The following is a 25,680-nucleotide window of genomic DNA, read 5'->3' as shown; positions in this document are numbered from 1 at the left end:
TTTCTTGGACAGTTATTTATAGCTTCATCGGAGTATATATCTTAATTTTTGTCAGAAACAAAATTACAAAAAACACCTTTCAGGCTACAAAAACATTGTTTTTATTGTCTTTGATTAGCACAAAAAACAACAACGAACCAAAACAATTTGGCATCTGAACGCCAAATGAGACCTCTGACTGCAACATTGAAAGTCCGACTTGCTTATCCGACTAATTTAGTCAGGACAAAACCGAGTTAGGCGATGCAGGAGAGAAAGGAAATAGAGAAAATACCTATCGAAGAAGCAATGGAGCTTCTCCGTGAGGTCGGTATTGATGTGGAACAGGAAAAAGCCGAACTGATTATGGAGTTTCTATACAACTTCACGATGATAATTATTCGTGAATGCTTTGATACCGAATGATTTATTTCGTACTTTAGCTAATCCCACACAACATTAATAACCATTTAAAAGATTAGCTATGAAAAGAGCCGATTTATATATACGTGTTTCCACAGACGAACAGGCAGACAAGGGATATTCACAACGTGACCAAGAGGAACGCCTGAAAAAATACTGTTCGATCAATAAGATTACAGTCGGACAGGTTATCTATGAAGACTATTCCGCCAAGACCTTTAACCGTCCTGAATGGACAAGATTACTGAACAATCTTAAAAAGAAAAGTTCAAAGACTGACCTTGTTCTTTTTACCAAATGGGATAGGTTTAGCCGTAATGCAGGTGATGCCTATCAGATGATTAGCACACTTAACAAACTTGGCATAGAACCACAAGCGGTAGAACAGCCTTTAGACCTTTCCATTCCCGAAAACAAGATGATGCTTGCGATATATCTGTCCGCTCCCGAAGTGGAAAATGACCGCAGGGCATTGAATACGTTTTACGGTATGCGTAGGGCAAGGAAAGAGGGACGTTTAATGGGCAGAGCTCCTTTTGGATACATCAACAGAAGCAAAGAGGACGGACGAAAATACGTCGCTCCAAAAGAACCTGAAGCAACAGCTATGCGTTGGGCTTTCAACGAAATAGCTAAAGGTGTGTTTGCCTGTGACCAAGTACGACAAAAAATGAATATGTTGTACAATACAACTATAAGCCGAAGTGCTTTCCACGTAGCCATACGTAATCCTCTGTACTATGGAAAGATATTCATTGCCAAATTCAAGGACGAAGAAGCACATTTGGTACGGGGTCAACACGAACCACTTATATCCAAAGAGCTTTTTGATAGGGTGCAACTGATTTTGGACGGAAACAAAAGGGTAGAACGTCCCAATACGAAAATACTTTCAGACGAGAACCTGCCTTTACGTGGTTTCTTGGTATGTCCCGAATGTGGTCGTAACCTAACAGGTAGTGCTTCCAAAGGAAGAACAAGCCGTTATTACTACTATCATTGTGTCTCATCCTGTGGCTTCCGCCAAAAAGCCGAATTAGCCAACGATATTTTTGAAAAGAGTATGCATCATTTTACGTTAAACGGTACTGCTCAAATAGTGAAAAAACTATTGTTAGACAACTACAAAAAATTCGTAAATAATCCATTTGACGAAAAGAAACAGATTGCACAGGAAATAGATAAACTGAATGCAAGGTTATCAGTAGCACGCAACAAACTGTTATCTGAAATTATTGATGATGAGGAATACCTCGAAATCAAAGATGAGTGTAAGAAACGAATTGAAAGTCTGGAAGAACAGTTGAGCAAGGACGGTTCTGATACCAAGAAAATCAATATAGATAAATCTTTGGACAGGGCTTTAAAGTACATAGAAAACATTCCCAAAATGTACAGTGAGGGCGAAATCAACACAAGGAGAGGTATAATTGGTTCGATATTCCCTGAAAAATTGGAGTTTGACGGAAAAACTTATCGAACCGCCCGAATGAACGTAATCGCAAACTATATCTTTCAGATAAACAATGGTTTAGTCCAAAAAAAGAACAGAACAAACGAAAATAAACTTCATCTGTCCTGTTTAGTAGCGGGAACTGGACTCGAACCAGTGACCTTCGGGTTATGAGCCCGACGAGCTACCTACTGCTCTATCCCGCGCTATTGTGGTGCAAATATATAACGACTTTTTGGAATACACAAAAAAACCGCAAAAAAAATAGTTTATTCTTTCGGCAGATATAGCTACCTTTGTGGCTTAGAACGAAATAGTATGACACATAAAGCAGGTTTTGTAAACATTATTGGTAATCCGAATGTGGGTAAATCCACATTAATGAATGCTTTTGTCGGCGAAAGACTGTCGATTATTACCTCTAAAGCACAAACCACGCGACACCGAATTTTTGGTATTGTGAACGGAGATGATTTTCAGGTGGTTTTTTCAGATACTCCCGGTGTCATCAAACCGGCTTACCAGTTGCAGAATTCAATGATGGATTTTGTGAAATCTGCCCTTGAAGATGCCGATGTTTTCCTGTATATGGTTGAGGTCGGCGAAAAACAACTCAAAGACGAATCCTTTTTCAATAAGCTAAAACATACCAATATTCCGGTGTTGTTGCTATTGAATAAAATTGACAAAACCGACCAGGATTTTCTGGAAGAGCAAGTTGATTATTGGAAAGAAACCCTGCCCAACGCCGAGATTTACCCCATATCGGCATTGAATAATTTTAATGTAAAAGAAGTTTTTGACCGCATTTTGGAATTACTTCCCGAGTCGCCGCCTTATTTCGACAAAGATAGTTTGACGGACAAACCCGAACGGTTTTTTGTTAATGAAATTATCAGGGAAAAAATTCTGTTGAATTACAGCAAAGAGATTCCTTATTCCGTTGAGGTGGTAACCGAAGAGTTTAAGGAAGACGAAGATATTATCCGCATTCGTGTAGTGATTATGGTTGAACGCACAAGCCAGAAAGGAATTATTATCGGACATAAAGGAGCTGCCATCAAAAAAGTAGGCATCGAAGCCCGGGTCGATTTGGAAAAATTCTTCGGCAAACAAGTGCATTTAGAAACCTTTGTCAAAGTAAACAAAGACTGGCGTAACAATAACAATCAGTTGAAACGTTTCGGATACAGCAATAAATAATAATTAAATGGCTTATAGCTCACTGCTTACAGCCTAAGCAAATAAATAAAATGAATAATATAGTAGCCATAGTAGGAAGGCCAAATGTGGGAAAATCAACCTTGTTCAACCGCTTGATACAGCGGCGTGACGCCATCGTTGATTCTGTGAGCGGGGTAACCCGGGACCGTAATTACGGCAAAAGTGAATGGAACGGACGTTCTTTCTCTATCATCGACACCGGAGGATATATTGAAGGTTCAGATGATATTTTTGAAGGCGAAATCCGTAAGCAGGTAGAACTGGCAATTGACGAATCCGACGTGATTCTGTTTGTGGTTGATGCCGAAGAAGGTTTAACACCGTTAGACGAAGAAGTCGCCAAACTGTTACGCAAGGTAACCAAGCCTGTATTACTGGTTGTGAATAAAGTAGATAATGGTAAACGCCTGCAAGATGCTTACGAATTCTATAATTTAGGATTAGGCGAATATTATCCGGTTGCCGGAATGAGTGGTAGTGGAACAGGAGAGATGCTTGATGCTTTAATCGAAGCTTTGCCGCCCGAACAAAATGACGAAAAAGAAGATGAAGAACTGCCGAGATTTGCTTTTGTCGGACGACCGAATGCCGGAAAATCAAGTATTATCAATGCGTTGATTGGAGAAGACCGTTTCGTAGTAACAGACATTGCCGGAACAACCCGCGATGCTATCGATACAAAATATAACCGTTTCGGATTTGATTTTTATTTGGTGGATACCGCCGGAATCCGGAAAAAATCCAAAGTGAAAGAAGATTTGGAATTTTATTCCGTGATGCGTTCGGTGCGGGCAATTGAGCATGCTGATGTGTGTGTACTGGTAATTGATGCTACACGCGGATTTGAAGGGCAAGACCAAAGTATCTTCTGGCTGGCACAGAAAAACAAAAAAGGAGTTGTAATCCTTGTCAACAAATGGGATTTGGTAGAAAAAGACAATCAAACCACCAAAGAATACGAAAAACGAATCAGAGAGCAAATTGCACCGTTTGACGATGTGCCTATTTTGTTCGTTTCTGCTCTGACCAAACAGCGTTTGTTAAAGGCGTTGGAAACCGCTGTGGAGGTTTTTGAAAACAGAAAAAGCCGTATTTCTACTTCCAGACTCAACGAAGTGATGTTGCCGATTATCGAAAATAATCCGCCACCAGCAGTCAAAGGAAAATATATCAAAATCAAGTTCTGTATGCAGTTGCCGACACACACACCGCAGTTTGTGTTTTTTGCCAATCTGCCGCAATACATCAAAGACCCATACAAGCGTTATATCGAAAATAAATTGCGGGAAAACTATAATTTTTCGGGTGTGCCGATTGAAATATTTTTCAGACAGAAATAAATACAGTAGAATAAAAAAAATGATAAACCGTTTTTAGCTTATATCAGAAAGAAACAGATTTCTGATATAAGCTATTTTTATTGTAACAAACTCTCTGTTTTCTCTACTTATTAAGGTATTGTTACTTGGATAACATAATAAAAAAGGCACAAAATTTGTTATCATCAGTACAACCATAATTTAACATAACGATAAACACTACTTTTTATGCGATTACTTCCTTTATTGATTTGTTTGTTCGGGCTTTCGGCGATGGCTCAGGTTAAGGTAAGCGGAAAGTTCTATGATGAATTCAACGAACCTGTCAGCGACGTAACCGTTCTGGCGATGAAATCCAAAGATTCCACCATGATTGCCTATACATCTTCGAAAGAAGCGGGCGATTTTTCCCTAAATTTTCAACCCGTAAAAGATTCTGTCAATATCACTTTCTCTTTGTTTGGTTATGAGGAAAAGGTATTGAAATATCCGAATATCAGCGAAAACATCAGTCTGGGAAATATTTTATTGAAAGAAGATGCAGAACAGTTAGACGAATTGGTTATCGTGGCAGATATTCCGATTCGGGTCAAAAGAGATACATTGGAGTTCAATGCATCGTCGTTCAAGGTTCGTCCGGACGCAAATGTGGAGGCTTTGCTGAGAGAGCTGCCCGGCGTTGAAATTGATGCAGAGAAAAATATTACTGTGAACGGAAAAAAAGTAAGCCAGTTTCTGGTAAACGGTAAACCGTTTTTTGACCGTAACGGAAGTGTGATTTTACAGAATCTTCCGGCAGATTTGATTAACAAAGTACAGGTTTCCGATAAGAAAACCAAAGCCGAAGAATTCTCGGGACGAAGTGCCCAAAGCGACGAAGCGAGCATCAATTTTACCATTGACGAAGATAAAAACAAAGGTTTGATGGGGCGTGTTACCGGCGGATATGGCACTGACGAACGTTACGAAGCAGCCGGTTTGATTAACTATTTTCAGGGTGACCGAAAAATCAGTTTGATGGCATCGTCTAATAATATCAATTCGTCGGGTTTTTCGATGGACGAGATTTTTGATAATATGGGCGGTGGGCGTAGTTCGTTTTTCAGCTTTGGTGGTCGTAATATGTTTGGAAGAGCGATTGGTATCAGCCGAAATGATTTGATAGGCGTGAATTATTCCGATTTGTTTTTTGATAAATTAGACACCAATGTGAGTTATAATCTGAATAGAGAAATTAATGATAACAACAACCGTTCGACGACGATTAACTTATTACCAGACGGTGAATTTACTACCAATTCGGAAAGTTCAAGCCGAAGGGAGAATACGCAACACAACGTAACTACCGATTTTGAGCTGAAGCTCGACGAAAACACCAAGGTTTATTTCAATCCGTCTTTCCGGTCGAATAAAAATATAAACATTAACGAGAACAAGTCGATTACTTTTGATGAAAACGGCGGAATCCTGAATGAAACTGACGGTACGTCAACCAGCGATATTACCAGTAATTCATTTGACAACTCTATTCAGTTTACTAAAAAACTGGACGATAAAGGGAAAAATTTCAGCCTTTATATTGAAAGTACGAATTCAGTGACTTCCGGTGGTGGATTTACGCAGTCCGAAACTTTATTTTATGCCGATGACAGTACACCCGATGATATCCGGAATCAGGAAGAAACTACCCGCTCGACCAATGACCAATACAGCATACAGGCAAAATATTCTCAACCGATTCAAAAAGATGTTTTTTTAGATTTTAATTACGATTGGAAATATGATTCGCAAACCGATAAGTTATTCACTTATGATTTTGATGAATTAACAGGGCAGTTTTCAGAATTCAACGACCGATTATCAACCAATACCAAAATATCTTCTATAAGTAACAGCCCGACAGTTGGATTAACTATTGATAAAGAAAAACTTAAACTTTCCATAGAATCAGGGGTTGTTATTACTAATCTGAATGCCACTGCCGAATATATGAGCAATAATTATAACATCGACAGACAGTTTGTAAATCCGTTTGTAGCTGCGAATGTTCGCTATCGCCAGGAAAACGGCTTGTCGGTATATGCCAATTATCGCTACTATACGAATAATCCTTCGGTAATGCAGATGATGCCTTATGAACGTATAAATGACCCTTTGAATACAATTATCGGAAATGAGGAGTTAGACCAAACCAAGACGCACAGGATATTCGGAGGATTGAACAAGTATAATTTTCAGATGCGTACCGGTTGGAGCATTTGGTTGCACGGTAGTTACAATACAAATTCAGCAGCAACTTATTCTTTGTTTGATGAAAATAGAAAGAGAACCACTACTTACCGCAACATTGGAGATACTTATAACGTGAGTTTTTCTGGTAATTGGAATAAGTCCTTGAAATATGACGAACATACATTGAGATTTGGTGTTAGTGCAAGTATTCGCTACACGAAAGATAAAGGATTTACCGATGGCGAATTATTTGAAGGCGACACTTACAGCATTTCGCCAAATGCAGAAATCAGTTGGACTTATGGCGAGTTATTAACCATTACACCATCGTATGAATTAGGATTTAATCAGACAGATTATACCAACTATCAAATTAGCAGAAGAGATAATGTTACCCATAATTTATCGTTGCAAACGACTTCCTACTGGCCGGAAAACTGGACATGGGGAAATGATTTCGGATACACCTACAACTCTAATCTCGGAGCAGGTTTCCAACGCGATTTTTTCTTGTGGAACACCAGTCTTTCCTATACTTTCCTGAATAAAGCAATGACAGCCAAAGTAAAAGTTTACGATATTCTGAACCAAAATGTAGGTGCGTCCAGAATGATTACTGCAACTTCTATCGTTGACCAGGAAAATTTGGTACTCAAACGATATGTGATGTTTTCACTAACATACAAATTTGACAAGTTCGGAGGAAAAAACAACAGCAATAGTTCGCCAAGAAGAGGGGGAAGGAGAATTATTGTGATGTAATTCTTTTATAATTGGAAAACTAAAAGCACAACAAAATATGAAATTGTTGTGCTTTTTTTATGCTTTTGATTATCTATCTTTGGAGGTAAATTCGATAAAATGTACTTTAACTACTGCGGTAATACGTTTTTTAGAAATTCAGTCATTTGGTCAAACAAATCTTTAGGCGATTCATACAAAATATGAAAATTGCCCAATGCTGCCATCAGTTTTTCCACTTTAGCTTCGGTGTGCTGTATATAAACTATCGGTTTTTTTCTGGCTTTGGCATAACTCAATTCGATACATGAAAGTACCGACGGATGCGTAGCTTCAGTAATCACAAAATTGGACGCATCAATCTGTTGCATGGCATGGGCAAGGTATTCCTGCTCTCCATCTTCCTGGCACTGGTGTTTGTCTGTAAAAATATAAGCATCTGTATTGGCACCACTCAGTGCCATGCCAAGAGCAATGAATTCCTTGCTTAATTTTTTTCGGTAATCAGGGGAAACAGATATGTATGCACGCATAAAATGAATTTAAACTACGAAAATACTAAAAATATCAACAGCTTTATTGAAATAAATGTGAAAGATGGATTGCTAAAGGCTAAATTTCTTTAACTCAATTTTCTTATCCAGACTCATGCCGCCGGGGTTACAACCTAGTAGTCCTTCAGGAATATCAATGCCTTGTTGTTCAAAGTGCTCTACCCAAACCGGAAAAAATTCATCAGAATCCGGTTCTTTGTAAGTCATCGGAAATAGCTGAAAAAACGGCTGGTTGTCGTTGGCATACAAAAAGCAATCATAAATCAGTTCAGAACAATAATATTTACCGTTATCATACAGAAAATCATTGTCATACGGCATGCCGATTTGTTGTAAACCATAAGTAACCGCATTGTCAATCAGGTGTTGATGTTCAGGCAAAAGTCGTCCTACATACATCGATTTTTCGGTACGCTCGGAAAACTTTTCCCATGGCGTGAGTTTTACCTCCTCGCCCGAAGCCTCCAGGATAAATATGTTGTCGTTTTGGCTGATAACCATTCCCATGTGGTTAAAATCACGTCCTTCAAAACCTTCGGTTACAGCATTGATGGCTTCGCACATCGCTCCGCAGCTGATATTTTGGAAAATCAAATCGCCGGTTTGTAATTGCTGGGCAAAAATTATAGCGGGAAAGAACAGCAGTATCAGTTTTTTCATTTTAGTTATTTTTATAAATCCAATTTATATATTTTCTCAAAATCTAATGGTTCGACCGCATTATCAACAGAAAAATTCCCAATTTTTGTTCGTCGCAAAGCGGTCAGATGTGCACCTGATTTCAAAGCTTTCCCAAAATCATAAGCCAATGAGCGGATATAAGTTCCTTTGCTACAAACCACACGAAAATCAATTTCGGGTAGTTCTATACGGGTAATTTCAAATTCGGAAATTTCTATTTTTCGTGATTGGATTTCGATTTCTTCGCCTTTTCGTGCGTGTTCATACAATCGTTTTCCGTCTTTTTTGATAGCGGAAAAAATTGGTGGAAATTGCTCAATCGTCCCGATGAATTGCTTTTTTATTTGCTCGATGAGTTCAGCAGTGATGTGTGTTGTCGGAAATGTTTCGTTGATTTCTGTTTCCAAATCATAGGACGGTGTGGTTGCCCCAACTGTTATCGTTCCGGTATATTCCTTGATTTGTCCTTGTAGTTCAGATAGGCGTTTGGTGAATTTTCCTGTACAGATAATTAATAAACCTGTTGCCAATGGGTCGAGCGTTCCGGCGTGTCCGATTTTAAATCTTTTGGGTAAATCGAGGTTTTTAATCAGTGTATATTTGATTTTGTTTACTGCCTGAAACGAACTCCAAGTCAACGGTTTATCAATCAATAAAATTTGCCCTTCAAGGAATTGTTCTTTGGTTAATTTTTCCATTTATTTGGTATAGAAATAAATCAATAAAATAATTCCGATAACAATGCGGTACCAGCCCCAGAATTTAAAACCGTATTTCGTGAGAACAGCAATAAAAGTTTTGACAGCAATCAGTGCCACAACAAATGCCACAACATTACCTATGATAAACAAATTAATATGGTGCTGGTCTTGCAAAATCATTTCATAGCCTTTCATTTCGGCAGCAGTTCCTTTGCCCCATGTTTTTACGAAAATGGAATAAACCGTAACGGCGAGCATGGTTGGAACGGCCAAGAAAAATGAAAATTCGGCGGCAGCTTTTCGGCTCAACCCTTGTGTCATTCCTCCGATAATGGAGGCTGCAGAGCGTGATGTTCCGGGCATCATTGCTAAACATTGCCAAAAACCAATAATTACGGCTTTTTTGATACTGATTTCTTTTTCGTCATGGATTTTAGGGTTTTTGAACCATTTGTCCACAAACAATAATACAATTCCTCCCAAAACCAAAACAGAAGAAATCGCAATTTGGTTGCCTAAAACCGCTTCAATTTTATCGTCAAACAAATAACCCAATGCTAATGCCGGCAAAACGGCACAGACTAATTTGATATAGAAACTGAGATTTGAAAAGTCAAAAAACTTTTTCCAATATAAAACCACGATGGATAAAATGGCTCCGAATTGAATGGAAACCTGAAACATTTTCAGAAATTCTGATTCTTCCATTCCCATAAGTGCAGCGGTAAAACCCATGTGTGCAGTAGAAGAAATAGGTAGATATTCGGTCAGTCCTTCGATGATGGCAATAATGATGGCTTGGATTAAATCCATTAAGATGATTTTTTGAAGTTATTCTTTGTTGTTTTGTTTTTTAGGCGTGTAGAAAATTGAGTAAACACATACACCAAACCCGATGAAAATCACGGTTGGTGCCAAACGAATGCGTCGAAAACTGAATACTTCTTCATTGAAAATATTCGGGTCATAGCTTTTTCCACCTGCCATTAAAATAAACCCTAATGCGATGATGAAAATTCCCGCAAGCAGGATAATATAGTTGGTTTTGTTAAATAAAAAGTTATTTTTCATATTAATATAATTCGTCAGATTTCAAATTCAAAAAGCGTTGTGTAGCAAAATAAGTACTGATGTAAGCAATCAGAATTCCCAACAAGAAAACGCTGATACAAACAATTGCCAGTGATTGATAGCCCGAGAGTAGTTGCAAATCGGGTAATTTATTGTTTACATATGTTGCCAGTGATATGATGGCGATAATGGCGACCAACGCACCAACCATTCCGAGTTTGATATTTGTCCAGATAAATGGTTTCCGGATAAATGATTTGGTGGCACCAACCATTTGCATAGTTTTGATAATAAACCTTTTAGCGTAAATGGACAAACGCAATGAGCTGTTGATAAGCAAAATGGATATTAAGGTAAAAAATCCGCTGATAACCAGAATCCAGAAACTTATTTTCTGGATATTGTCATTGACCAAATCCACCAGTTGCCGGTCGTAAACCACATCGTCGACCAAAGGATTTTCTTTGAACGACAATTCAATATTTCTGATAGAATCCTGTTGCACATAAGCCCCGTTAAAGTGCATATCGAAAGAGTTTTGCAACGGATTAAAGTCTAAGAAATGAACAAAATCTTCGCCGATAACTTCCTGGTGCTGAGCCGCAGCGGAATCTTTGTGTACGAAAGTAATGTCTTTGATATAGTCGCTTTCTTTTACTTTTTGTTCAAATTCGTCTAAATCTTTCTGCTTGGCATCGTCTTTGAAATAGACCGACATTGGGATATTTTCCCTGAAATTGTCTGAAATCCGGTCGTAATTGATGACAAATAATCCCAGCGAACCCAAGAGGAATAATACTAAAGATATGCTGAGAATGACCGAAAAATAAGAGGTTATCAACCTTCTTTTTTGGTGTTTTTCGAAAGATGTCGCCATGCTTTGTTTGTGAGTTTGATTCAAAAGGTAAAAATACTAAACTATTTGCAAAAGTGATGCAACTATCAGAGGAAAATAAAAAATCCGGCAATTTGCCGGATTTTTTGATATTATATTGTTGTATTATAAAATTCTGTGGATTCTGTGAATCGGAATAATTACGCCTTTTTTCAATACGATACGCTCGGGAGTTACCGCCCACACGGTCGTATTAACAACCAGTTTTTCTTTGTTATCTTCAAAGAAAATCTGAATTTTGACGTGCTCGGTATTCCCTAAAGCCATGGCTTTTTCCAAATCTTGTTTTCGTTGCCTGATTTCCTGCTCGTCGGTCAAAACATCTGATTCCGGGAATTTCAAGCCTGCTATGTTTTCCTTCTCAATTGGATTGAATACTGAGTCCATAAATTTCTGTTTAATATCGTTCTGAAAAAATTACGCAAATATATCGTTTTTTTGAATAAACCATTAACGTTTTCATCGAAATTTTTCGACACCGTTTTTTGGTCAGTGAATGACTGTCAGAGCCTATTGTTTGGTAAATTTTAGTGTGGTGTCAAAATTCAGATTTTGGTCGTCCACCATTACTTCGCCTTTGTTGTTGTGACGAAGAAAATTGTAATTGATGATTTTTTCTTTAGCTTCAAGCGATTGGATATACAATCTTTTTTTGGCGTTTAATCCGAATTTTATCCGCAATAATTCTGCCTGATAAATCCAGTTTTTCTGAAACATAAATTTACCGTTTTTGGACTGAGAATGGTTGATAGGGTAGGGTTCGTCCAGCTCAAATTCGATTTCTGTCAAGTTGTATTCACTGTCGTGTATGAAGTAGCCGTAATATAAACCGGGGGCACTGAAATCGACCCGGATATTTTTCCCAGACCGGCTGCGGTCGTAATGGTAATCCTGCACGTTGATAAAGAAATCCAACTCGACAACATTCACGTATTTTCTCAGTACAAATTCAGAAAGCCAGTAAAGTGGTGAATCGTTAGCACCAGGGTAAAGCGAAAAATAATTAGGATTGAGATTTTCTTTATTTCCCTCTGATTTTACTATCGATTTGTTGATTTTTTTCTGTTTTAAATCCAGTTGCACATTGTATAATAAACGAATGTTGAACAAGCTGTCAGTACAATCGTCAATCTGAATCATAGATTGGTTTTCAACCAGATAATGGTAATGTTCGGTAGCGTAATTGTTGTATAATTTTTTGCGAATTTCCCGGATAACATCAGCGATATTCTGCTTAGACATTCTTTCGATAACCAACTCGTCCAACTCCGTGTCTTCAATCTGAGCATACAAATTGCCGTTGATAAAAAATATAGTGAGTAATATGAGCCAAAGCCGTTTCATAAATTCTAATTATTTAAGCAGATAAACCCCGTCCGGGCGTAAATCTACTTTTTTTTCTTTATATAAAATACCAATCGCTTTTTTGAACGACTTTTTACTCATCTCTAGCAAGTCTTTGATTTCCTCCGGATTACTTTTGTCTGTGAGTGGTATAAATCCTTTATTTTGTTTGAGATAATCATACACTTCCTGAGCTGATTGCTCAAGGTTTGCTACGCCCAGAGGACGGCGCGAAACATCTATTTTTCCGTCCGGACGGATTTTTTTGATATAGCCGATAATGCGGTCGCCGGTTCTCAAATCTTCAAACACTTCGTTTTTGTATAACAAACCTTTGTGTTTCTCATTGATAATAACATTAATGCCGGCTTCGGTAATATGTGTAACGATTAAATCTGCCTCATCGCCTTCGGAAACCGTCAGATTTTTATTGTCCAGAAATTGATTCAGCTTGGACGAAGCTACTAACCGACCAGTTTTTTCGTCGAGATACATGTATACGACATACCACTTGCCTGCTTCCATTTTCCGGGCTTGTTCCCTAAATGGTACAAACAAATCTTTTTCTAAGCCCCAATCCAGAAATGCTCCGATTTCATTGACATAATTCACTTTGAGCAAAGCAAATTCGTTGAGGTAAATTTTCGGTTCGAGCGTGGTGGCGACCTTGCGTTCCTGCTGGTCGAGATAAACGAACACAGTAATTTCTTCGTCCATATCGATTCTGGCAGGAATATATTTATTCGGCAAAAGAACATCTTCATTGCCGTCTGTTAAATACAGTCCGACAGTAGTTCTCCGGTCTATTTTTAGCGTATTGTATTCGCCTGTTTTCATGATTTAATTTTTACAAAAATACAAACTTATGTATGGTTTAACCGACAAAGCGGCTAAATTATTATATATGGTACAAATATCGAACCATAATTCATTTTTAGGAAATGAACCGCTTTTTTATTTTTAGCGAATAAGTTTTGTTAACTTTGTTGTGATAATTAATGGTATTAGTATTAATAATATTTTTGAGTTATGAAAAAATACATTTTTATTGTTGCATTGGCAACGACAGTAATGGCTTGTAATAACAACAAGCAAAATGAAGAGGCTGACAATATGGCTACTGAGCAATCGGTGGATAATCAATCCGCAAGTCTTGATATTTATGACAAGGAATGGAGATTAACCGAGTTGGGTGGCGAGGTTATTGTTCTGGATTCGACATTTAACAAAAAACCGCATATTATTTTTCAGGAAGATAATCGTGTTTCCGGAAACTTAGGTTGTAATAATTTTGGTGGAAATGTTGAAATGTTTGACGACAACGGAGTGAGATTTACTGGTGTCGGTGCGACACAAATGGCTTGTCCTAATCTGGAAGTAGAACAGGGGTTTTTAGAAGCATTGAATAATGCAAAAAGTCTTCATGCAGAAGGAGATGCGTTAACATTGAGCAACGACAAAGATGTGGTTACTGCCCGTTTTGAAGCGGTGGCGGAATGAACCAAACAATAAACCTCACAAGTTTTAAAATCTGTGAGGTTTGTTGATTTCGTATAAAATCAATAAATTAAAAGAAACGCAATGCTTTTCCGGTACCGTTTTCTTCTACGCTGACAGTTTTAGTTACTTTGTAATAAATGTTTCCGCTACCGTTAATATTTCCGTCAATTCCGTTGAGGGTATTGGTGTAAATATTTCCGGAACCGTCTACAGTGATTTCTGAGAAAAAGACCGACATTTCTTTGCCATCAATCACACCGGAGCCGTTATTTTTAAACGTTGCCGTGTTGCTGCGTCCTGACAAAACGATTTTTCCGCTACCTGTCAGGTTAATAGTACTGTTTTGCGTTTTGATGTTCAGCTCAAGTGAGCCTTCGCCCGTATTGCTCAACACGAGATTTTCTGCTTCTATAATGCCCATATTCCGTACTACCCCACTGCCGGAATTGGTTATTTCAACTACCGAACGGGTAGGAATAGTCACTTTCAACGGAACGGTTTGTTCGAGAATTTCCACCTCACCTTTGTATCCGATGGATAGTACGCCGTCTTCCACCTTGGCTAGAATCAAACCTTGAAGGTTGGCATCGCCGTGCATAACAATTTTTTTATCAAACTCGTTATTGAGAAAAACCACTTCAAAGTCCCCGTCGATTTTTACTTTGTCGAATTCCGGAATTCGCCTTTCGCGATCAATAACATTACCGTTTCCGCGGGCTTTTCTTTGTGCATAAGCTGAGCCGGCAACGGCAAAAGTAAGTACCAATAGTACAATCAATTTTTTCATAATAATCAGGTATGAGGTTCAAAAATATTTTCTGTAAAATCTAATACCTCCGAAGGTACGAAATTTTTTTTGAAATCCTCCAAGGCTTTTTCCATTCTTAACAAGGTATTAAACTTTCGGCTCTTAAAAATGACTTCTTCGTCGAGTTGCATCTGAAAATAATGCTGGTCTTTTGGGGTTCTCAATGAAGAAATGTCTGCACGATGAAAATCTTGTTTGAATTCATCAATGACCAAGAAACATTCTTCTTTTGATTCTAATGCCCCGCCGACAGCGATAGCGGTGCCTTTGTAATCGTGGTAAGCCAGTTTATATTTACCGTGTGCGTTTTTAGTAATCACAAAAGTTGCCATAGCGATTATTTCTCTTTTTTAAATGCTTTATCAATTGCAGGTCGAACAAACAGTTCAAACAAAAACATACTAATTCCGAAAGTAATGGAATAGCTAAAAAAATCTTTGGTGTTTTTGACCAAATCCATAAAATAAAGAATGGCTCCAAACCCGAAACCAATGATTAAGCAGGCGATAAATAAAGCTGTTTTTTCTTTCATAATCTATAATTTTAGCTGGCGAAAATTTGCACGAAGTTACAAAAATATATTGATGTTTAGTAAGAAGATAACCAAGTAGAAAAAGAATTTAAAATTCTTCTGCTGTTATCTCATGGTTGACCATTGCACCTGTTAAATTTCCTGTAGCTACGGCATTCGCGACCGAACGCATGGGGCTGGAATTATCTCCACAGGCATACATACCGGGAATTGTCGTTTTTTGAAACAGATCTACTTTGATATGCCCCATTTCAGTGATTTCACAACCTAAATCCAATGGAATTTTGCAATGTTGCTCAAACGGAATTGACGCATACACCGCACTTACATTTTCTTTTGTCCCGTCTTTGAAAATCAGAGCTTCTACTTCTCCGTTTTGATGTTTAATTTCGGCTACTTCCTTTTCAATAATCTGGATTTTATTTTTCTGTAATTTTATTAATTGCTCTTCTTTAAAATCGGGGTTTCCTTGTGTAATAATGGTAATTTTGTCTGTAAGATTATTGACCAAAGCCGCTACGTGAAAAGCCCGTTCACCGTTAGCCAGAATAGCTGTTTTTTCTCCTTTAAATTCATAACCGTGGCAATAGGGACAATGAATTACGGTCTTTCCCCAACAATCTTGAAAACCTTTTATATCGGGAAAAATATCTTTTACTCCGGTTGCGAAAACAAGTTTTTTAGAAGAAAATTTTTCGCCTGAATCTATGGTTATTTCAAAACCGTTTCCTGTTTTCTTTCCACTGACAGCCATACCCTGATGAAATTTTACAGTATCGTATTTCAAGACTTGTTCTTTAGCTTTAGTAGTAATTTCAGCTGGTACGGCTCCGTCTTGTGTAATAAAATTATGCGAATGTGGTGTGTAGCGGTTGCAAGGTTTTCCGCTGTCGATAATCAAAACATTTCTCATTGAACGGCCTAATGCCATTGCTGCAGAAAGCCCAGCATAGCTCCCGCCTATGATGATTACATCAAATTCTTTATTATCTTTCATATTGTCAAGTTTTGTAAAAGTTGTTAATGGTAGTGCCAATGCCGTTAAAGCAAGCCCTCCTTGTTTGATGATTTCACGTCTGGTTATTTTATTGCTCATATTTGTTAATGTTCGTTTTTTGGCATTTTATCAAATAGAAAGGATAATTTTCGTTTACTTCTGTAATTTCAAGCAAGCCGTATTGTCCGAATTCTTCCTGTATGGTTTCTTTGTCATAAAAGAATAGTTGCACCCCGCCAAACATTTCGAAGCGATCTTTTCCGATTTGTTTTCCCTGTCCGTAAGTTTGGGCTTTTTTCGTGATCGTTGTAAAAATCATATAACCGTTTTCGGCTAATTGGCAGTAGCAATCAGCTATTAGTTTTGCTCTTTCTTTACTATCTAATAAGTGAATTAACGCATAACAAAATATCCCGTCGTATTGGTTATTGTCAAAAGGCATATCCGTTACAGAACCGTGGTGAATGACCATTTCCGTTCCGTAATGTTTTTTTGCCAGTTCAATAGCGGTTTTGGATATTTCAATTCCTGATACGTCCATTCCGTTTTCTCTGAAAATTTGTGCATTCCGCCCATAACCAATCCCGGGGATAAGGACGTTTTTAATAGCTTTTTTTACAAAGAAATCTTTTGCCAATACAGCGGACTTTGCCGGTTGAAATCCCCACATTTCCTGTTTGTCTTTAAAGGCTTCTTCCCAAAATTCAATCATAGTATATGTGTTAATTACAAACTTTATCTTCCAAAATATCGCACCTAAATCCTGATCTATTTACGATTGACAGTACTTTTTCTACATTTATTATCTTTCCCTCAATTCTTAAAATTGTATGTCCGCAAGGGTAAGGAAGATTGGTTTCATTCAGATCAAAATTGATTTTTTGTTCAGGGAAATTTTTTTCCAGTATTTCTAATACGCGGATTGCCTGAATTTCACTTTGAATATTTGTGGTAAAAACTTCTATCATTTTTTTTAATTTAGTTAGTAAATTCACTAATGCAACTCTATTGCAAAAATATATATTATATTTGTAAATGCAACTTTGTTGCGTAAATAAATAATATTAAAATGAAAAAAAGTAGAAATACAGCCGCTAAGACCAAGATACTTAATATTATAACTGATTCAAAAACGGCATTATCACATTCGGAAATCCACGAGTTTTTAGACGATTTTTGTGATAGAGTGACAATTTATCGGGTATTAGACCGATTGATAACCGAAGGTTTCATACATAAAATTGTCAATATTGATGGTGTGGTTAAATATGCTGCTTGTCACGATTGTTCCTCTGCCGATCATCATCATCATCATAACCATATTCATTTTAGCTGTGAACAATGTCATGCAGTAACTTGCCTTGAAGAGGTTGAACCTTCTTTTAAATTGCCGGAAAAGTATAAGATGCACAGCGTTAATTTTACAGTGTCAGGGGTTTGTCCTCGGTGTTGCTAGTTTTTCTGGAAAGAATTTTTTTAATGGTTTCAAGGGGGGAATTTAAACTGCATAAATGATTAACTTTGATAAAATTCAATTCAAAATAATTATGAGCATTCAAAAAGCATTACAGATTGAACTAGAGCGTGAAAAAGACAACACGCTACGTATTTTAAAAAACCTGAGAAATGATGATTTTGGCTGGAAACCTCACGAAAAATCAATGACTTTGGGGCAATTGGCAAATCATATTGTAGAATTGCACGATTGGGTGGAATTTGCACTTACCAAAGATACTTTTGATTTTCATACCGATTATGTACCTTCAGCCTTAACAACAGTTGATGAACTGATTGAAAGATTGAACAAAGGTTTTGAAAGAAACAAAGAGATAATAGCATCGATGGACGAGAAAATCGTTTTCGATCCGTGGACGTTAAAAGCAGGTGATCATATCATAGCTCAAATGCCTAAAACAGCAGTATTGCGTTTCATTGTAACCAATCATTTGATTCATCACAGAGGACAACTTACCGTTTATATGCGATTACTCGACATTCCTGTACCCGGAATTTACGGCCCTTCTGCCGATGAAAAGTAAAAGGTAATCGTTGGTTCGAGTCGAAAGAGACTTATTTAGTATTATACCAAAAATATAAACAAAAAAGCCTGATGAAAAATCATCAGGCTTTATGTACTCGAGGCGGGACTTGAACCCGCACGAACATTACTGCTCACTGGATTTTAAGTCCAGCGTGTCTACCAATTCCACCACTCGAGCGTGAAATAAACAGAGCGAAAAACGGGATTCGAACCCGCGACCTCCACCTTGGCAAGGTGGCGCTCTACCAACTGAGCTATTTTCGCAAGATGTCTTAGGACTTATTTTGTGACTGCAAATCTATAATATTTTGAATCACTGGCAAACTTTTTTTAAATAATTTTTGCGAATTTTTGTCCCGGGTTCGGGACAAAAAACGCTATTTGCTCACAATTAGTTTCTTACCGGTCTGTTTAAAACCAGGTCGAGGTATAAATTTACTTTATTTTTTAGTTGTTTGCGGTGTACAATTTGGTCTAAAAAGCCATGTTCCAACAAAAATTCCGAAGTCTGAAAACCTTCCGGCAAGTCTTTTCCGGTGGTGTCTTTAACCACGCGAGGACCGGCAAAACCAATCAAAGCTCCCGGTTCTGCGATATTGATGTCGCCCAGCATAGCAAAAGAAGCGGTAATTCCTCCGGTTGTCGGGTCGGTACAAAGCGAAATGTACGGAATTTTTGCTTCGTCCAACCGGGCAAGTTTGGCAGAAGTTTTCGCCATTTGCATCAAAGAATAAGCAGCTTCCATCATTCTTGCTCCTCCCGATTTGGAAATCATCATAAACGGAATATTGTTTTGTAGCGAATAGTCAATAGCACGGGCTATTTTTTCCCCGACAACAGCTCCCATCGATCCTCCGATAAAGGCGAAATCCATAGCGGCAACGACCAACTCTTTGCCTTTGGATTTCCCTACGGCAACTTTAACGGCGTCTTTCAGTTTGGTTTTTTTCTGTGCCTCTTTCAGCCTTTCGGTATATTTTTTCGTATCCTGAAACTTTAATGGGTCTTTGGATTCAATATTGGCAAATAACTCTTTGTACTTATTGTCATCGAACAAAATCTGGAAATATTCCCGGCTGCCAATTCTCACATGGTAGTCATCTTCGGGACTAACCCAAGAATTTCCTTCCAACTCGTCGGTGTCGATGACCTTGCCCGTTGGTGTTTTGTGCCAAAGACCTTTCGGCGTGTCTTTTTTACTCTCTGTAGGGGTTGTAATCCCTTTATCCTTTCGTTTAAACCAATCTAATGCCATAGTAGTCTTTGTTTTTATAATGTATTGATATTATTCAAATCAGCAAAAGATTCTTCTAATCTTTTTACGAATGATAATTCAGCGTCTCTCAGCCAGATTCTCGGGTCGTAATATTTTTTGTTCGGCAAATCATCGCCTTCCGGATTACCGATTTGTGTTTTTAAATAATCGATTTTATTGCTGATGTAATCTCTTGCACCGGCAGTGAAAGCAAATTGCAAGTCGGTGTCAAGGTTCATTTTGATGACACCATACGAAATAGCTTCGCGAATGTCTTCAACCGTTGAACCGGAACCGCCGTGAAAAACAAAATCTACCGGATTTTTACCGGTGTTGAATTTGTTCTCAATATATTTCTGTGAATTGTCTAATATTTTCGGGGTAAGTTTTACATTTCCGGGTTTATACACGCCGTGCACATTTCCAAATGCTGCCGCAATAGTAAACCGGGCAGAAATTTTCTTTAATTCTTCGTAGGCATAAGCTACTTCTTCCGGCTGGGTATATAGCTTGGAAGAATCTACATCGGTGTTGTCCACACCGTCTTCTTCGCCTCCGGTAATTCCCAATTCGATTTCGAGGGTCATACCTAATTTACTCATTCTTTCTAAATATTGTTTAGAAATCTCAATATTTTCTTCAAGCGGTTCTTCCGATAAGTCAATCATGTGAGAAGAAAAGAGTGGTTTGCCGTTTTGCTCAAAATATTTTTCGCTGGCATCAAGCAGTCCGTCAATCCAAGGCAATAGTTTTTTGGCACAATGGTCGGTATGTAAAATAACCGTTGCTCCATATAATTCTGCCAATTCATGCACTTGCTTGGCACCGGCAATAGAACCTGCTATGGCAGCTTGCTGGTTGTCGTTGCTCAAACCTTTTCCTGCCATAAAACAACCTCCGCCATTTGAAAATTGAATGATAATAGGCGAATTGAGTTTAGCAGCGGTTTCCATTGCTGCGTTGATGGTGCTGGAACTGGTTACGTTCACTGCCGGAAGGGCAAAACCTTTTTCCTTTGCATAGTTAAATATTTCCTGAACCTGATTTCCGGTAGCAACACCGGGCTTAATATTATGAGCCATACCTATGAGAAAATAAATTTATTTGTTTTTACAAAAGTAAGAATTTTATTAAAAAGGATGATTAATTCCGATATTAAATACTGCCTTGCTCAAATTGAGCTCTCTGAACCATTTTTCGCCTGGGTCTTTGGCGGGATTGTAGGTTTTGAAACCAACGTCGAGGCGGATAATAAAGAAGCTAAGGTCATACCGAAGCCCGATTCCACTTCCGACAGCCAAATCCTGCAATGAGCTGAATCCGTTGAAAGTCATTTCAGGGTCGTCCACATTATCGAGTACGTTCCAGATGTTTCCGGCATCGACAAAGAGTGCCAGATTCCATGGTCCGGCAACGTTAAAGCGGTATTCGGTGCTCAATGCCAGTTTTAAGTTTGCCTCGTTAAAATCGTTGACTCCTCCGCTACGTCCCGGCCCTAAATTATATGACTGCCACGCTCTGTTGTCGTTGGTTCCTCCGGCAAAATAACTTCGTGAAAACGGAATACTGTTGGAATTGCCGTACGGAATAGCGATACCTCCAAACGCTCTGAATGCAAATACTTGTTTATTATTGATTTTAAAGTATTTAACAAAGTCTAATTCTGCTTTTACATACTGAGAATAAGCAATATCCAGAAAAGTCTCGGTTCCGTCTTCCCGCTCTTTTTTAGCAATGAGGTTCATGAAATTTCCTGCACTTTCCAGTTTGGCTCTGAGAGTATAAAAATCCTGGTCGTCCAGGTTGTATCTGGTTGAACGCGTGAATGTCAGGCTGCTTGCGAGAATCAGGTTGTTTTCAGATAACCTGTCTTTTCTTTCGGAAATACTCCGAACAGCATTATAGTCATTATTATTTAACGGAATTTCGCCTGCCAAAACGTCGTCAATAAAATGGTCGGTTCCGCCGTCAGAAATGTTCAGGTTTCCGTTTTCGTCAAAATATTCCGGGGCGGCACTCGAACCTTCGGCAATTTCATTCAATCGGTTGTATGACGAACGATAGACATTAAAGTAATTATCCGGGTTCAGATTTTGTACATATTGCAGATTGAGTACATCAAAACTGAAACCATTCTGACGGCTCGGTGTCCAGCTGTAATTAAATACCGAAGTCAGGTTTTGTTTATCCAAACCAATATTCCGCTGACTGGAATACCCCAGACTGATATGTGTGGTAGGAAACATTCTTCTTGGCAGAATTTTATCTGTTCCGCCAAAAAACAAAAATCTCGGGAAACTTAATCTGGCATCAGCACCATATTCCAAAATGTCAAAAAAGGTATTCCGTCCGCCGCGGTATCTGCTGGCAGATGAACCGATGTTGCCGTGAACGCTGAGGTTCAGATTTTCGGCTCCGCGAAAGACATTTCTGAAAGTAAAGCCAAGTGAACCTTCCAGCCCGACCTGTTGAATGTTGGAATGAGTGGCATTCAAAGCTGGGTTGAGCTGTCCTTTTTTCAGTGGAATTAATAATATTCTGGCATCTAAAAGCGTACCGGTTGTGTCGCCGGGCGTTTTAATAAATTCTATTCCCGGATAACTGAATGACTGCAATGCAGCGAATGACCGGGAAGTCATATTCCGGCTGAAATCGCTGAATTTAGCATTAGGCTGAATGAAATTAGCATTAACGATAGTCTTGGGTTTAAACCTCAGCGGTCCGTCTGAGTAAATATGTACACCTTGATAATAGGTGCTGTCTGAAAGGTTATTTCGGTTTGTTGGATTTTGGGTAATATGATAGCTGACTTTGTTGATGGTGTACAATCGGAAAGGCTGCGTGGCTATCGTGTCGCTGGTTCTTATTGATTGATTTTCAATCAATACCATCAAATCGGCTTTGTTGTTTTGTTTGAGCGAGTCGATTTCATAATTGATATAGTTTTTCTGAAAATCATACGCTCCGTTATTTCTGAAAAAACCGGCAATCCGGTCTCTTTCATCGTCTAACGTTGCCGCATTATATTGCTCGCCACTTTTAATGAGACTATATTTTTGCGTTCTTTCATACAGTTTTAACAGTTCCGGTGACTGCACTTTATAACTGATGCTATCAATGAAAAAAGGTCTTTGAGTATTTATCTCATAACGGACTGTAGCTTTTTTATATTCGGTGGTATCTGTGGAAGACTCGACCGTCGCATTAAAATAACCGTTGTTGTGATAATAATTCTTCAATCGCGTAACTGACCTTTCTGTACGTTCTTCGTTCAGGATTACAGGTGCTTCGCCTAAACTTTTAAGTATATTGCTGAAACCGGAAATGAGAAAAGAGTTTGCCATTCTGTCGGTTTGCTTGGCAGAAATCAAGCTGGTAAGCCGGTCTCTCTTTTTTGGATTTTCGTCCAGCCATTTGCGATAAAGCGAATCCGGCTGGTCTTTTGCCATGTTGTAGAGTTGCAAACGCAGCTTTGTACCCAATACTTTTCCGTTGGGTTGTTGGTACAACAATCCGGTTAGTTTATCGCTGCTTTCTTTTTTACCATTGACAATAAGTTCGTTATTATCCAGTAAATATTTGCCGTCGGGTACTTTTTTGACGACAGAACAACCGACGAATAAAAGGCTTATTCCGATTAAAATTATTATTTTTGGGACAAAGTTTCTCATACAGTTGGTAAAAATACAATCTTTTTATGCTTAGTAAAAATCAAATTAAATTTATAACAAATTTAAAACAAAAAAAGTACAGAAACGAACACCTGCTTTTTGTTGTCGAAGGTATAAAAGGAGTGGAGGAGTTGCTGTTGTCTGATTTGGTTTTGTACCATTTATATACGACTAAAGATGTACATTTTGTAGCCCCTCAGCATAAGGTAACGTTAATTACCGAACAGGAATTGAAAAAAATCAGTTCACTGACGACACCAAACACTTGTCTGGCAATTTTTGAACAGAAAAAAACACAACCGATTCCCGAAAACGGACTCACAGTTGCTTTAGACGCCGTTCGTGACCCTGGAAATCTGGGTACAATCATTCGTTTGTGCGATTGGTTCGGAATTGAGCATTTGCTGTGCAGCCCCGAAACGGTTGATGTGTATAACCCGAAAGTGGTACAATCGACAATGGGTTCTGTCACGAGAGTGAATATCGTTTATGACCATTTACCGGATTATCTGCAAAAAACACCCCGCCCGGTTTACGGCACATTCATGGACGGAAAAAACGTTTACCAACAATCGTTACCGAAAGAAGGCATTATCGTAATGGGCAACGAGGCCAATGGTATTTCGGAAGAAATTGAACGATTGGTAACCGAAAGAATTTCGATTCCGCGTTTTGGCAATATACAGCAAACCGAAAGTCTGAATGTAGCTACTGCTACTGCGATTGTCCTGAGTGAATTCAGAAGGGGATAAAAGAAAAAGTGTTTTGAGTTTACTCCAAAACACTCATCATATATGCTTCCAATGATTTTATTTCTTCGTCGCTCATTGTTTTTAGAATGGCAAAATTGGTTTCCATAACACTATATTGTGACGGGTCAACAATCGGGTCGGCTTGTTTGCGTAAAAAAGCAATCATATCACCGTTTTGTTCTTTGTAAATTTTTGCAATTTCCTTGATACTTGGTCCAATCACTTTTTTATCCGGTTGATGACATGAAAAACAAGCTGCTTTGTTGCTGTTGAAAAGATTTTTTCCATCGGCAATTAATTGTTCTTCAGGAGTTAAAACCTTTTCCGGATAAAGATTTTCTTTTTTTTCTTCTTTGTTACCGCAAGATATTAATCCCGCGGTGAGTAAGCCTAAAATGAATAGTTTTTTCATTGTTGTTAGTTTTGCGTAAAGATACGGAAATACAGAGGCTTGTGAAAAATAAACTGGGTGTGCTAACGAATTTTTAACTATTGGTTACGTAACAACACCGCCGCCTCTTTCGCAAAATAGGTTGAAATCAAACTTGCACCCGCACGTTTAATACACATTAATTGTTCCATCATAATTTTATCGTGATCTAACCAGCCTTTTTCTGCCGCTGCTTTAATCATCGCATATTCGCCCGAAACGTGATATACCGCAACCGGAATGTTTACAGCATCTTTCACTTCACGGACAATATCCAAATAAGCCGTTCCGGGTTTTACCATAACCATATCCGCACCTTCTTCGGCATCCCAAACAGCTTCTTTAATCGCTTCGATGCGGTTGGCGTAATCCATTTGATACGTTTTCTTGTCTTTTGGAACAACTTCTCCCGTTTCTTTTGGAGCTGAATCCAACGCGTCACGGAAAGGTCCGTAAAATGCAGATGCGTATTTGGCGGAATAACTCATAATGCCCACATTTTGGAATCCTGCTGCGTCCAATCCTTCGCGTAAACGTAAAACTCTGCCATCCATCATATCGCTTGGTGCAACAAAATCAGCTCCGGCTTGGGCGTGCGAAACCGCCATTTTTACTAAAGCATCTACGGTGGAATCGTTTTCAACTTCTCCGTTTTTAATGATACCGTCGTGTCCGTACATAGAATACGGATCTAAAGCTACATCGGGCATTACAATCATTTCAGGAACTGCTGCTTTAATGGCACGAATGGCACGTTGCATCAATCCATCGGGGTTCCACGCTTCTTTTCCTGTATTGTCCTTTAAATCGTCGCTTACTTTTACGTAAATATTTACAGCCCGAATACCTAAATCAAATAATTCTTGTACTTCTTTTACGGTTAAATCTATCGAACGGCGAAAAATTCCGGGCATTGACGGAATTTCGATTTCTTGATTTTCGCCCTCAACGATAAACATCGGGAACATAAAATCTGCCGGACTTAAATTGGTTTCACGAACTAAACTTCTTATGGATTCGTTTTGTCTTAATCTTCTGCCTCTGTGTAATGGGAACATAGTTTTTTATTTTTATCTG

29 protein-coding genes and 3 tRNA genes are annotated in these 25,680 nt (G+C 38.4%); 9 read left to right on the top strand and 23 right to left on the bottom strand.

Annotated features, from left to right (window positions below):
- The first annotated feature begins 243 nt into the window (after nucleotides 1–243).
- Complete coding sequence (locus CDL10_RS11420; protein WP_165773000.1) at nucleotides 244–405, top strand: hypothetical protein; 162 nt, start codon at nucleotides 244–246, stop codon at nucleotides 403–405.
- 58 nt (nucleotides 406–463) lie between these two features.
- Nucleotides 464–2,029 carry a recombinase family protein gene (locus CDL10_RS08870; RefSeq protein ID WP_100678704.1) on the top strand — a complete coding sequence of 522 codons (1,566 nt, stop codon included), beginning with the start codon at nucleotides 464–466 and terminating at the stop codon, nucleotides 2,027–2,029.
- Here the strand turns inward: CDL10_RS08870 and CDL10_RS08865 are convergent.
- Nucleotides 1,989–2,061 (bottom strand) — tRNA-Met (locus CDL10_RS08865). The genes CDL10_RS08870 and CDL10_RS08865 overlap by 41 nt on opposite strands.
- A 112-nt stretch (nucleotides 2,062–2,173) precedes the next feature.
- Here CDL10_RS08865 and era point away from each other — a divergent pair.
- The 3 genes from era (at nucleotide 2,174) to CDL10_RS08850 (ending at nucleotide 7,392) form a co-directional block, all read left to right on the top strand.
- Nucleotides 2,174–3,058, top strand: a complete 885-nt coding sequence (era, locus tag CDL10_RS08860; protein WP_100678197.1) for a GTPase Era — start codon at nucleotides 2,174–2,176, stop codon at nucleotides 3,056–3,058.
- Between the two features lie 50 nt (nucleotides 3,059–3,108).
- Nucleotides 3,109–4,419 carry a ribosome biogenesis GTPase Der gene (der, locus tag CDL10_RS08855; RefSeq protein ID WP_100678196.1) on the top strand — a complete coding sequence of 437 codons (1,311 nt, stop codon included), beginning with the start codon at nucleotides 3,109–3,111 and terminating at the stop codon, nucleotides 4,417–4,419.
- A 207-nt stretch (nucleotides 4,420–4,626) separates the two neighbouring features.
- The gene (locus tag CDL10_RS08850) at nucleotides 4,627–7,392 is read left to right on the top strand and encodes an outer membrane beta-barrel protein (RefSeq protein ID WP_100678195.1); all 2,766 of its coding nucleotides are present in this window, start codon (nucleotides 4,627–4,629) and stop codon (nucleotides 7,390–7,392) included.
- A gap of 110 nt (nucleotides 7,393–7,502) precedes the next feature.
- Here the strand turns inward: CDL10_RS08850 and CDL10_RS08845 are convergent, their stop codons facing one another.
- From CDL10_RS08845 to CDL10_RS08805, 9 genes are all read right to left on the bottom strand, one after another.
- The gene (locus tag CDL10_RS08845) at nucleotides 7,503–7,904 is read right to left on the bottom strand and encodes a hypothetical protein (protein ID WP_100678194.1); all 402 of its coding nucleotides are present in this window, start codon (nucleotides 7,902–7,904) and stop codon (nucleotides 7,503–7,505) included.
- A gap of 72 nt (nucleotides 7,905–7,976) precedes the next feature.
- Nucleotides 7,977–8,585, bottom strand: a complete 609-nt coding sequence (locus tag CDL10_RS08840; RefSeq protein ID WP_100678193.1) for a YiiX/YebB-like N1pC/P60 family cysteine hydrolase — start codon at nucleotides 8,583–8,585, stop codon at nucleotides 7,977–7,979.
- 11 nt (nucleotides 8,586–8,596) lie between these two features.
- Nucleotides 8,597–9,304 carry a tRNA pseudouridine(55) synthase TruB gene (gene truB / locus CDL10_RS08835; protein ID WP_100678192.1) on the bottom strand — a complete coding sequence of 236 codons (708 nt, stop codon included), beginning with the start codon at nucleotides 9,302–9,304 and terminating at the stop codon, nucleotides 8,597–8,599.
- Nucleotides 9,305–10,120, bottom strand: coding sequence for an undecaprenyl-diphosphate phosphatase (locus CDL10_RS08830; protein ID WP_100678191.1), 816 nt, complete (start codon nucleotides 10,118–10,120; stop codon nucleotides 9,305–9,307).
- A gap of 18 nt (nucleotides 10,121–10,138) precedes the next feature.
- Entirely contained in the window at nucleotides 10,139–10,378 is a 240-nt protein-coding gene (locus tag CDL10_RS08825; protein WP_100678190.1) for a DUF3098 domain-containing protein, read from the bottom strand.
- Between the two features lies 1 nt (nucleotide 10,379).
- A complete protein-coding gene (locus tag CDL10_RS08820) occupies nucleotides 10,380–11,255 on the bottom strand; it encodes a cell division protein FtsX (RefSeq protein ID WP_100678189.1) in 876 nt (291 codons plus the stop codon).
- Between the two features lie 123 nt (nucleotides 11,256–11,378).
- Entirely contained in the window at nucleotides 11,379–11,660 is a 282-nt protein-coding gene (locus tag CDL10_RS08815; RefSeq protein WP_100678188.1) for a hypothetical protein, read from the bottom strand.
- Between the two features lie 123 nt (nucleotides 11,661–11,783).
- Nucleotides 11,784–12,617 (bottom strand): hypothetical protein, encoded by an 834-nt coding sequence (locus CDL10_RS08810; RefSeq protein WP_100678187.1) that lies wholly within the window; start codon nucleotides 12,615–12,617, stop codon nucleotides 11,784–11,786.
- Nucleotides 12,618–12,626: 9 nt separating this feature from the next.
- Nucleotides 12,627–13,457, bottom strand: coding sequence for a CvfB family protein (locus CDL10_RS08805; protein WP_100678186.1), 831 nt, complete (start codon nucleotides 13,455–13,457; stop codon nucleotides 12,627–12,629).
- 189 nt (nucleotides 13,458–13,646) lie between these two features.
- Between CDL10_RS08805 and CDL10_RS08800 the strand changes: the two genes are divergently transcribed.
- Nucleotides 13,647–14,117 (top strand): META domain-containing protein, encoded by a 471-nt coding sequence (locus CDL10_RS08800; RefSeq protein ID WP_100678185.1) that lies wholly within the window; start codon nucleotides 13,647–13,649, stop codon nucleotides 14,115–14,117.
- Nucleotides 14,118–14,184: 67 nt separating this feature from the next.
- On the opposite strand, the gene CDL10_RS08795 is transcribed toward CDL10_RS08800, so the two are convergent.
- The 6 genes from CDL10_RS08795 to CDL10_RS08770 form a co-directional block, all read right to left on the bottom strand.
- On the bottom strand, nucleotides 14,185–14,904 hold the full coding sequence (locus tag CDL10_RS08795; protein WP_100678184.1) for a GIN domain-containing protein: 720 nt from the start codon (nucleotides 14,902–14,904) through the stop codon (nucleotides 14,185–14,187).
- A 5-nt stretch (nucleotides 14,905–14,909) separates the two neighbouring features.
- Nucleotides 14,910–15,257, bottom strand: coding sequence for a hypothetical protein (locus CDL10_RS08790; RefSeq protein WP_100678183.1), 348 nt, complete (start codon nucleotides 15,255–15,257; stop codon nucleotides 14,910–14,912).
- A 5-nt stretch (nucleotides 15,258–15,262) separates the two neighbouring features.
- On the bottom strand, nucleotides 15,263–15,457 hold the full coding sequence (locus CDL10_RS08785; RefSeq protein ID WP_100678182.1) for a hypothetical protein: 195 nt from the start codon (nucleotides 15,455–15,457) through the stop codon (nucleotides 15,263–15,265).
- Between the two features lie 88 nt (nucleotides 15,458–15,545).
- The gene (locus CDL10_RS08780) at nucleotides 15,546–16,454 is read right to left on the bottom strand and encodes an NAD(P)/FAD-dependent oxidoreductase (RefSeq protein ID WP_100678703.1); all 909 of its coding nucleotides are present in this window, start codon (nucleotides 16,452–16,454) and stop codon (nucleotides 15,546–15,548) included.
- Between the two features lie 88 nt (nucleotides 16,455–16,542).
- The gene (locus CDL10_RS08775) at nucleotides 16,543–17,166 is read right to left on the bottom strand and encodes a class I SAM-dependent methyltransferase (protein ID WP_100678181.1); all 624 of its coding nucleotides are present in this window, start codon (nucleotides 17,164–17,166) and stop codon (nucleotides 16,543–16,545) included.
- A gap of 10 nt (nucleotides 17,167–17,176) precedes the next feature.
- Nucleotides 17,177–17,422 carry a hypothetical protein gene (locus CDL10_RS08770; protein ID WP_100678180.1) on the bottom strand — a complete coding sequence of 82 codons (246 nt, stop codon included), beginning with the start codon at nucleotides 17,420–17,422 and terminating at the stop codon, nucleotides 17,177–17,179.
- A 101-nt stretch (nucleotides 17,423–17,523) separates the two neighbouring features.
- On the opposite strand from CDL10_RS08770, the gene CDL10_RS08765 reads away from it, so the two are divergent.
- Nucleotides 17,524–17,910: a Fur family transcriptional regulator gene (locus tag CDL10_RS08765; protein WP_100678179.1), complete on the top strand. Its 387-nt coding sequence runs from the start codon at nucleotides 17,524–17,526 to the stop codon at nucleotides 17,908–17,910.
- A gap of 91 nt (nucleotides 17,911–18,001) precedes the next feature.
- Nucleotides 18,002–18,493 (top strand): DinB family protein, encoded by a 492-nt coding sequence (locus CDL10_RS08760; RefSeq protein WP_100678702.1) that lies wholly within the window; start codon nucleotides 18,002–18,004, stop codon nucleotides 18,491–18,493.
- A gap of 94 nt (nucleotides 18,494–18,587) precedes the next feature.
- On the opposite strand, the gene CDL10_RS08755 is transcribed toward CDL10_RS08760, so the two are convergent.
- The 5 genes from CDL10_RS08755 to tamL all read right to left on the bottom strand — a co-directional run bounded on the left by CDL10_RS08755 (nucleotide 18,588) and on the right by tamL (nucleotide 23,421).
- Nucleotides 18,588–18,673, bottom strand: a tRNA-Leu gene (locus CDL10_RS08755).
- A 13-nt stretch (nucleotides 18,674–18,686) separates the two neighbouring features.
- Nucleotides 18,687–18,759 (bottom strand) — tRNA-Gly (locus CDL10_RS08750).
- A gap of 127 nt (nucleotides 18,760–18,886) precedes the next feature.
- Nucleotides 18,887–19,750: an acetyl-CoA carboxylase, carboxyltransferase subunit beta gene (accD, locus tag CDL10_RS08745; RefSeq protein WP_100678178.1), complete on the bottom strand. Its 864-nt coding sequence runs from the start codon at nucleotides 19,748–19,750 to the stop codon at nucleotides 18,887–18,889.
- Between the two features lie 14 nt (nucleotides 19,751–19,764).
- Nucleotides 19,765–20,832 (bottom strand): class II fructose-bisphosphate aldolase, encoded by a 1,068-nt coding sequence (gene fbaA, locus CDL10_RS08740; protein ID WP_100678177.1) that lies wholly within the window; start codon nucleotides 20,830–20,832, stop codon nucleotides 19,765–19,767.
- A 48-nt stretch (nucleotides 20,833–20,880) separates the two neighbouring features.
- A complete protein-coding gene (tamL, locus tag CDL10_RS08735; protein ID WP_243389321.1) occupies nucleotides 20,881–23,421 on the bottom strand; it encodes a translocation and assembly module lipoprotein TamL in 2,541 nt (846 codons plus the stop codon).
- Nucleotides 23,422–23,447: 26 nt separating this feature from the next.
- On the opposite strand from tamL, the gene CDL10_RS08730 reads away from it, so the two are divergent.
- On the top strand, nucleotides 23,448–24,173 hold the full coding sequence (locus tag CDL10_RS08730; RefSeq protein WP_100678176.1) for a TrmH family RNA methyltransferase: 726 nt from the start codon (nucleotides 23,448–23,450) through the stop codon (nucleotides 24,171–24,173).
- A gap of 19 nt (nucleotides 24,174–24,192) precedes the next feature.
- Here the strand turns inward: CDL10_RS08730 and CDL10_RS08725 are convergent, their stop codons facing one another.
- Both CDL10_RS08725 and hemB read right to left on the bottom strand, forming a co-directional pair.
- Nucleotides 24,193–24,585: a c-type cytochrome gene (locus tag CDL10_RS08725; protein WP_100678175.1), complete on the bottom strand. Its 393-nt coding sequence runs from the start codon at nucleotides 24,583–24,585 to the stop codon at nucleotides 24,193–24,195.
- A 77-nt stretch (nucleotides 24,586–24,662) separates the two neighbouring features.
- A complete protein-coding gene (gene hemB, locus CDL10_RS08720) occupies nucleotides 24,663–25,661 on the bottom strand; it encodes a porphobilinogen synthase (protein ID WP_100678174.1) in 999 nt (332 codons plus the stop codon).
- Nucleotides 25,662–25,680 lie beyond the last annotated feature (19 nt).

Origin of the sequence: Avrilella dinanensis (assembly GCF_002807015.1) — a bacterium.
GTDB lineage: Bacteria > Bacteroidota > Bacteroidia > Flavobacteriales > Flavobacteriaceae > Flavobacterium > Flavobacterium dinanensis.
This window is presented reverse-complemented; position numbering and strand designations above follow the sequence as displayed.

Bases quoted from the DNA above. Each gene is read 5' to 3' on its own strand.
- CDL10_RS08730 (WP_100678176.1), top strand. From the start codon at position 23,448: ATGCTTAGTAAAAATCAAATTAAATTTATAACAAATTTAAAACAAAAA.
- CDL10_RS08825 (WP_100678190.1), bottom strand. From the start codon at position 10,378: ATGAAAAATAACTTTTTATTTAACAAAACCAACTATATTATCCTGCTT.
- CDL10_RS08810 (WP_100678187.1), bottom strand. From the start codon at position 12,617: ATGAAACGGCTTTGGCTCATATTACTCACTATATTTTTTATCAACGGC.
- CDL10_RS08770 (WP_100678180.1), bottom strand. From the start codon at position 17,422: ATGATAGAAGTTTTTACCACAAATATTCAAAGTGAAATTCAGGCAATC.
- der (WP_100678196.1), top strand. From the start codon at position 3,109: ATGAATAATATAGTAGCCATAGTAGGAAGGCCAAATGTGGGAAAATCA.
- fbaA (WP_100678177.1), bottom strand. From the start codon at position 20,832: ATGGCTCATAATATTAAGCCCGGTGTTGCTACCGGAAATCAGGTTCAG.
- tamL (WP_243389321.1), bottom strand. From the start codon at position 23,421: ATGAGAAACTTTGTCCCAAAAATAATAATTTTAATCGGAATAAGCCTT.
- CDL10_RS08850 (WP_100678195.1), top strand. From the start codon at position 4,627: ATGCGATTACTTCCTTTATTGATTTGTTTGTTCGGGCTTTCGGCGATG.
- CDL10_RS08785 (WP_100678182.1), bottom strand. From the start codon at position 15,457: ATGAAAGAAAAAACAGCTTTATTTATCGCCTGCTTAATCATTGGTTTC.
- CDL10_RS08830 (WP_100678191.1), bottom strand. From the start codon at position 10,120: ATGGATTTAATCCAAGCCATCATTATTGCCATCATCGAAGGACTGACC.
- CDL10_RS08820 (WP_100678189.1), bottom strand. From the start codon at position 11,255: ATGGCGACATCTTTCGAAAAACACCAAAAAAGAAGGTTGATAACCTCT.
- CDL10_RS08765 (WP_100678179.1), top strand. From the start codon at position 17,524: ATGAAAAAAAGTAGAAATACAGCCGCTAAGACCAAGATACTTAATATT.
- CDL10_RS08790 (WP_100678183.1), bottom strand. From the start codon at position 15,257: ATGGCAACTTTTGTGATTACTAAAAACGCACACGGTAAATATAAACTG.
- CDL10_RS08775 (WP_100678181.1), bottom strand. From the start codon at position 17,166: ATGATTGAATTTTGGGAAGAAGCCTTTAAAGACAAACAGGAAATGTGG.
- CDL10_RS08760 (WP_100678702.1), top strand. From the start codon at position 18,002: ATGAGCATTCAAAAAGCATTACAGATTGAACTAGAGCGTGAAAAAGAC.
- accD (WP_100678178.1), bottom strand. From the start codon at position 19,750: ATGGCATTAGATTGGTTTAAACGAAAGGATAAAGGGATTACAACCCCT.
- CDL10_RS08800 (WP_100678185.1), top strand. From the start codon at position 13,647: ATGAAAAAATACATTTTTATTGTTGCATTGGCAACGACAGTAATGGCT.
- CDL10_RS08840 (WP_100678193.1), bottom strand. From the start codon at position 8,585: ATGAAAAAACTGATACTGCTGTTCTTTCCCGCTATAATTTTTGCCCAG.
- era (WP_100678197.1), top strand. From the start codon at position 2,174: ATGACACATAAAGCAGGTTTTGTAAACATTATTGGTAATCCGAATGTG.
- CDL10_RS11420 (WP_165773000.1), top strand. From the start codon at position 244: ATGCAGGAGAGAAAGGAAATAGAGAAAATACCTATCGAAGAAGCAATG.
- truB (WP_100678192.1), bottom strand. From the start codon at position 9,304: ATGGAAAAATTAACCAAAGAACAATTCCTTGAAGGGCAAATTTTATTG.
- CDL10_RS08795 (WP_100678184.1), bottom strand. From the start codon at position 14,904: ATGAAAAAATTGATTGTACTATTGGTACTTACTTTTGCCGTTGCCGGC.
- CDL10_RS08845 (WP_100678194.1), bottom strand. From the start codon at position 7,904: ATGCGTGCATACATATCTGTTTCCCCTGATTACCGAAAAAAATTAAGC.
- hemB (WP_100678174.1), bottom strand. From the start codon at position 25,661: ATGTTCCCATTACACAGAGGCAGAAGATTAAGACAAAACGAATCCATA.
- CDL10_RS08815 (WP_100678188.1), bottom strand. From the start codon at position 11,660: ATGGACTCAGTATTCAATCCAATTGAGAAGGAAAACATAGCAGGCTTG.
- CDL10_RS08870 (WP_100678704.1), top strand. From the start codon at position 464: ATGAAAAGAGCCGATTTATATATACGTGTTTCCACAGACGAACAGGCA.
- CDL10_RS08725 (WP_100678175.1), bottom strand. From the start codon at position 24,585: ATGAAAAAACTATTCATTTTAGGCTTACTCACCGCGGGATTAATATCT.
- CDL10_RS08780 (WP_100678703.1), bottom strand. From the start codon at position 16,454: ATGAAAGATAATAAAGAATTTGATGTAATCATCATAGGCGGGAGCTAT.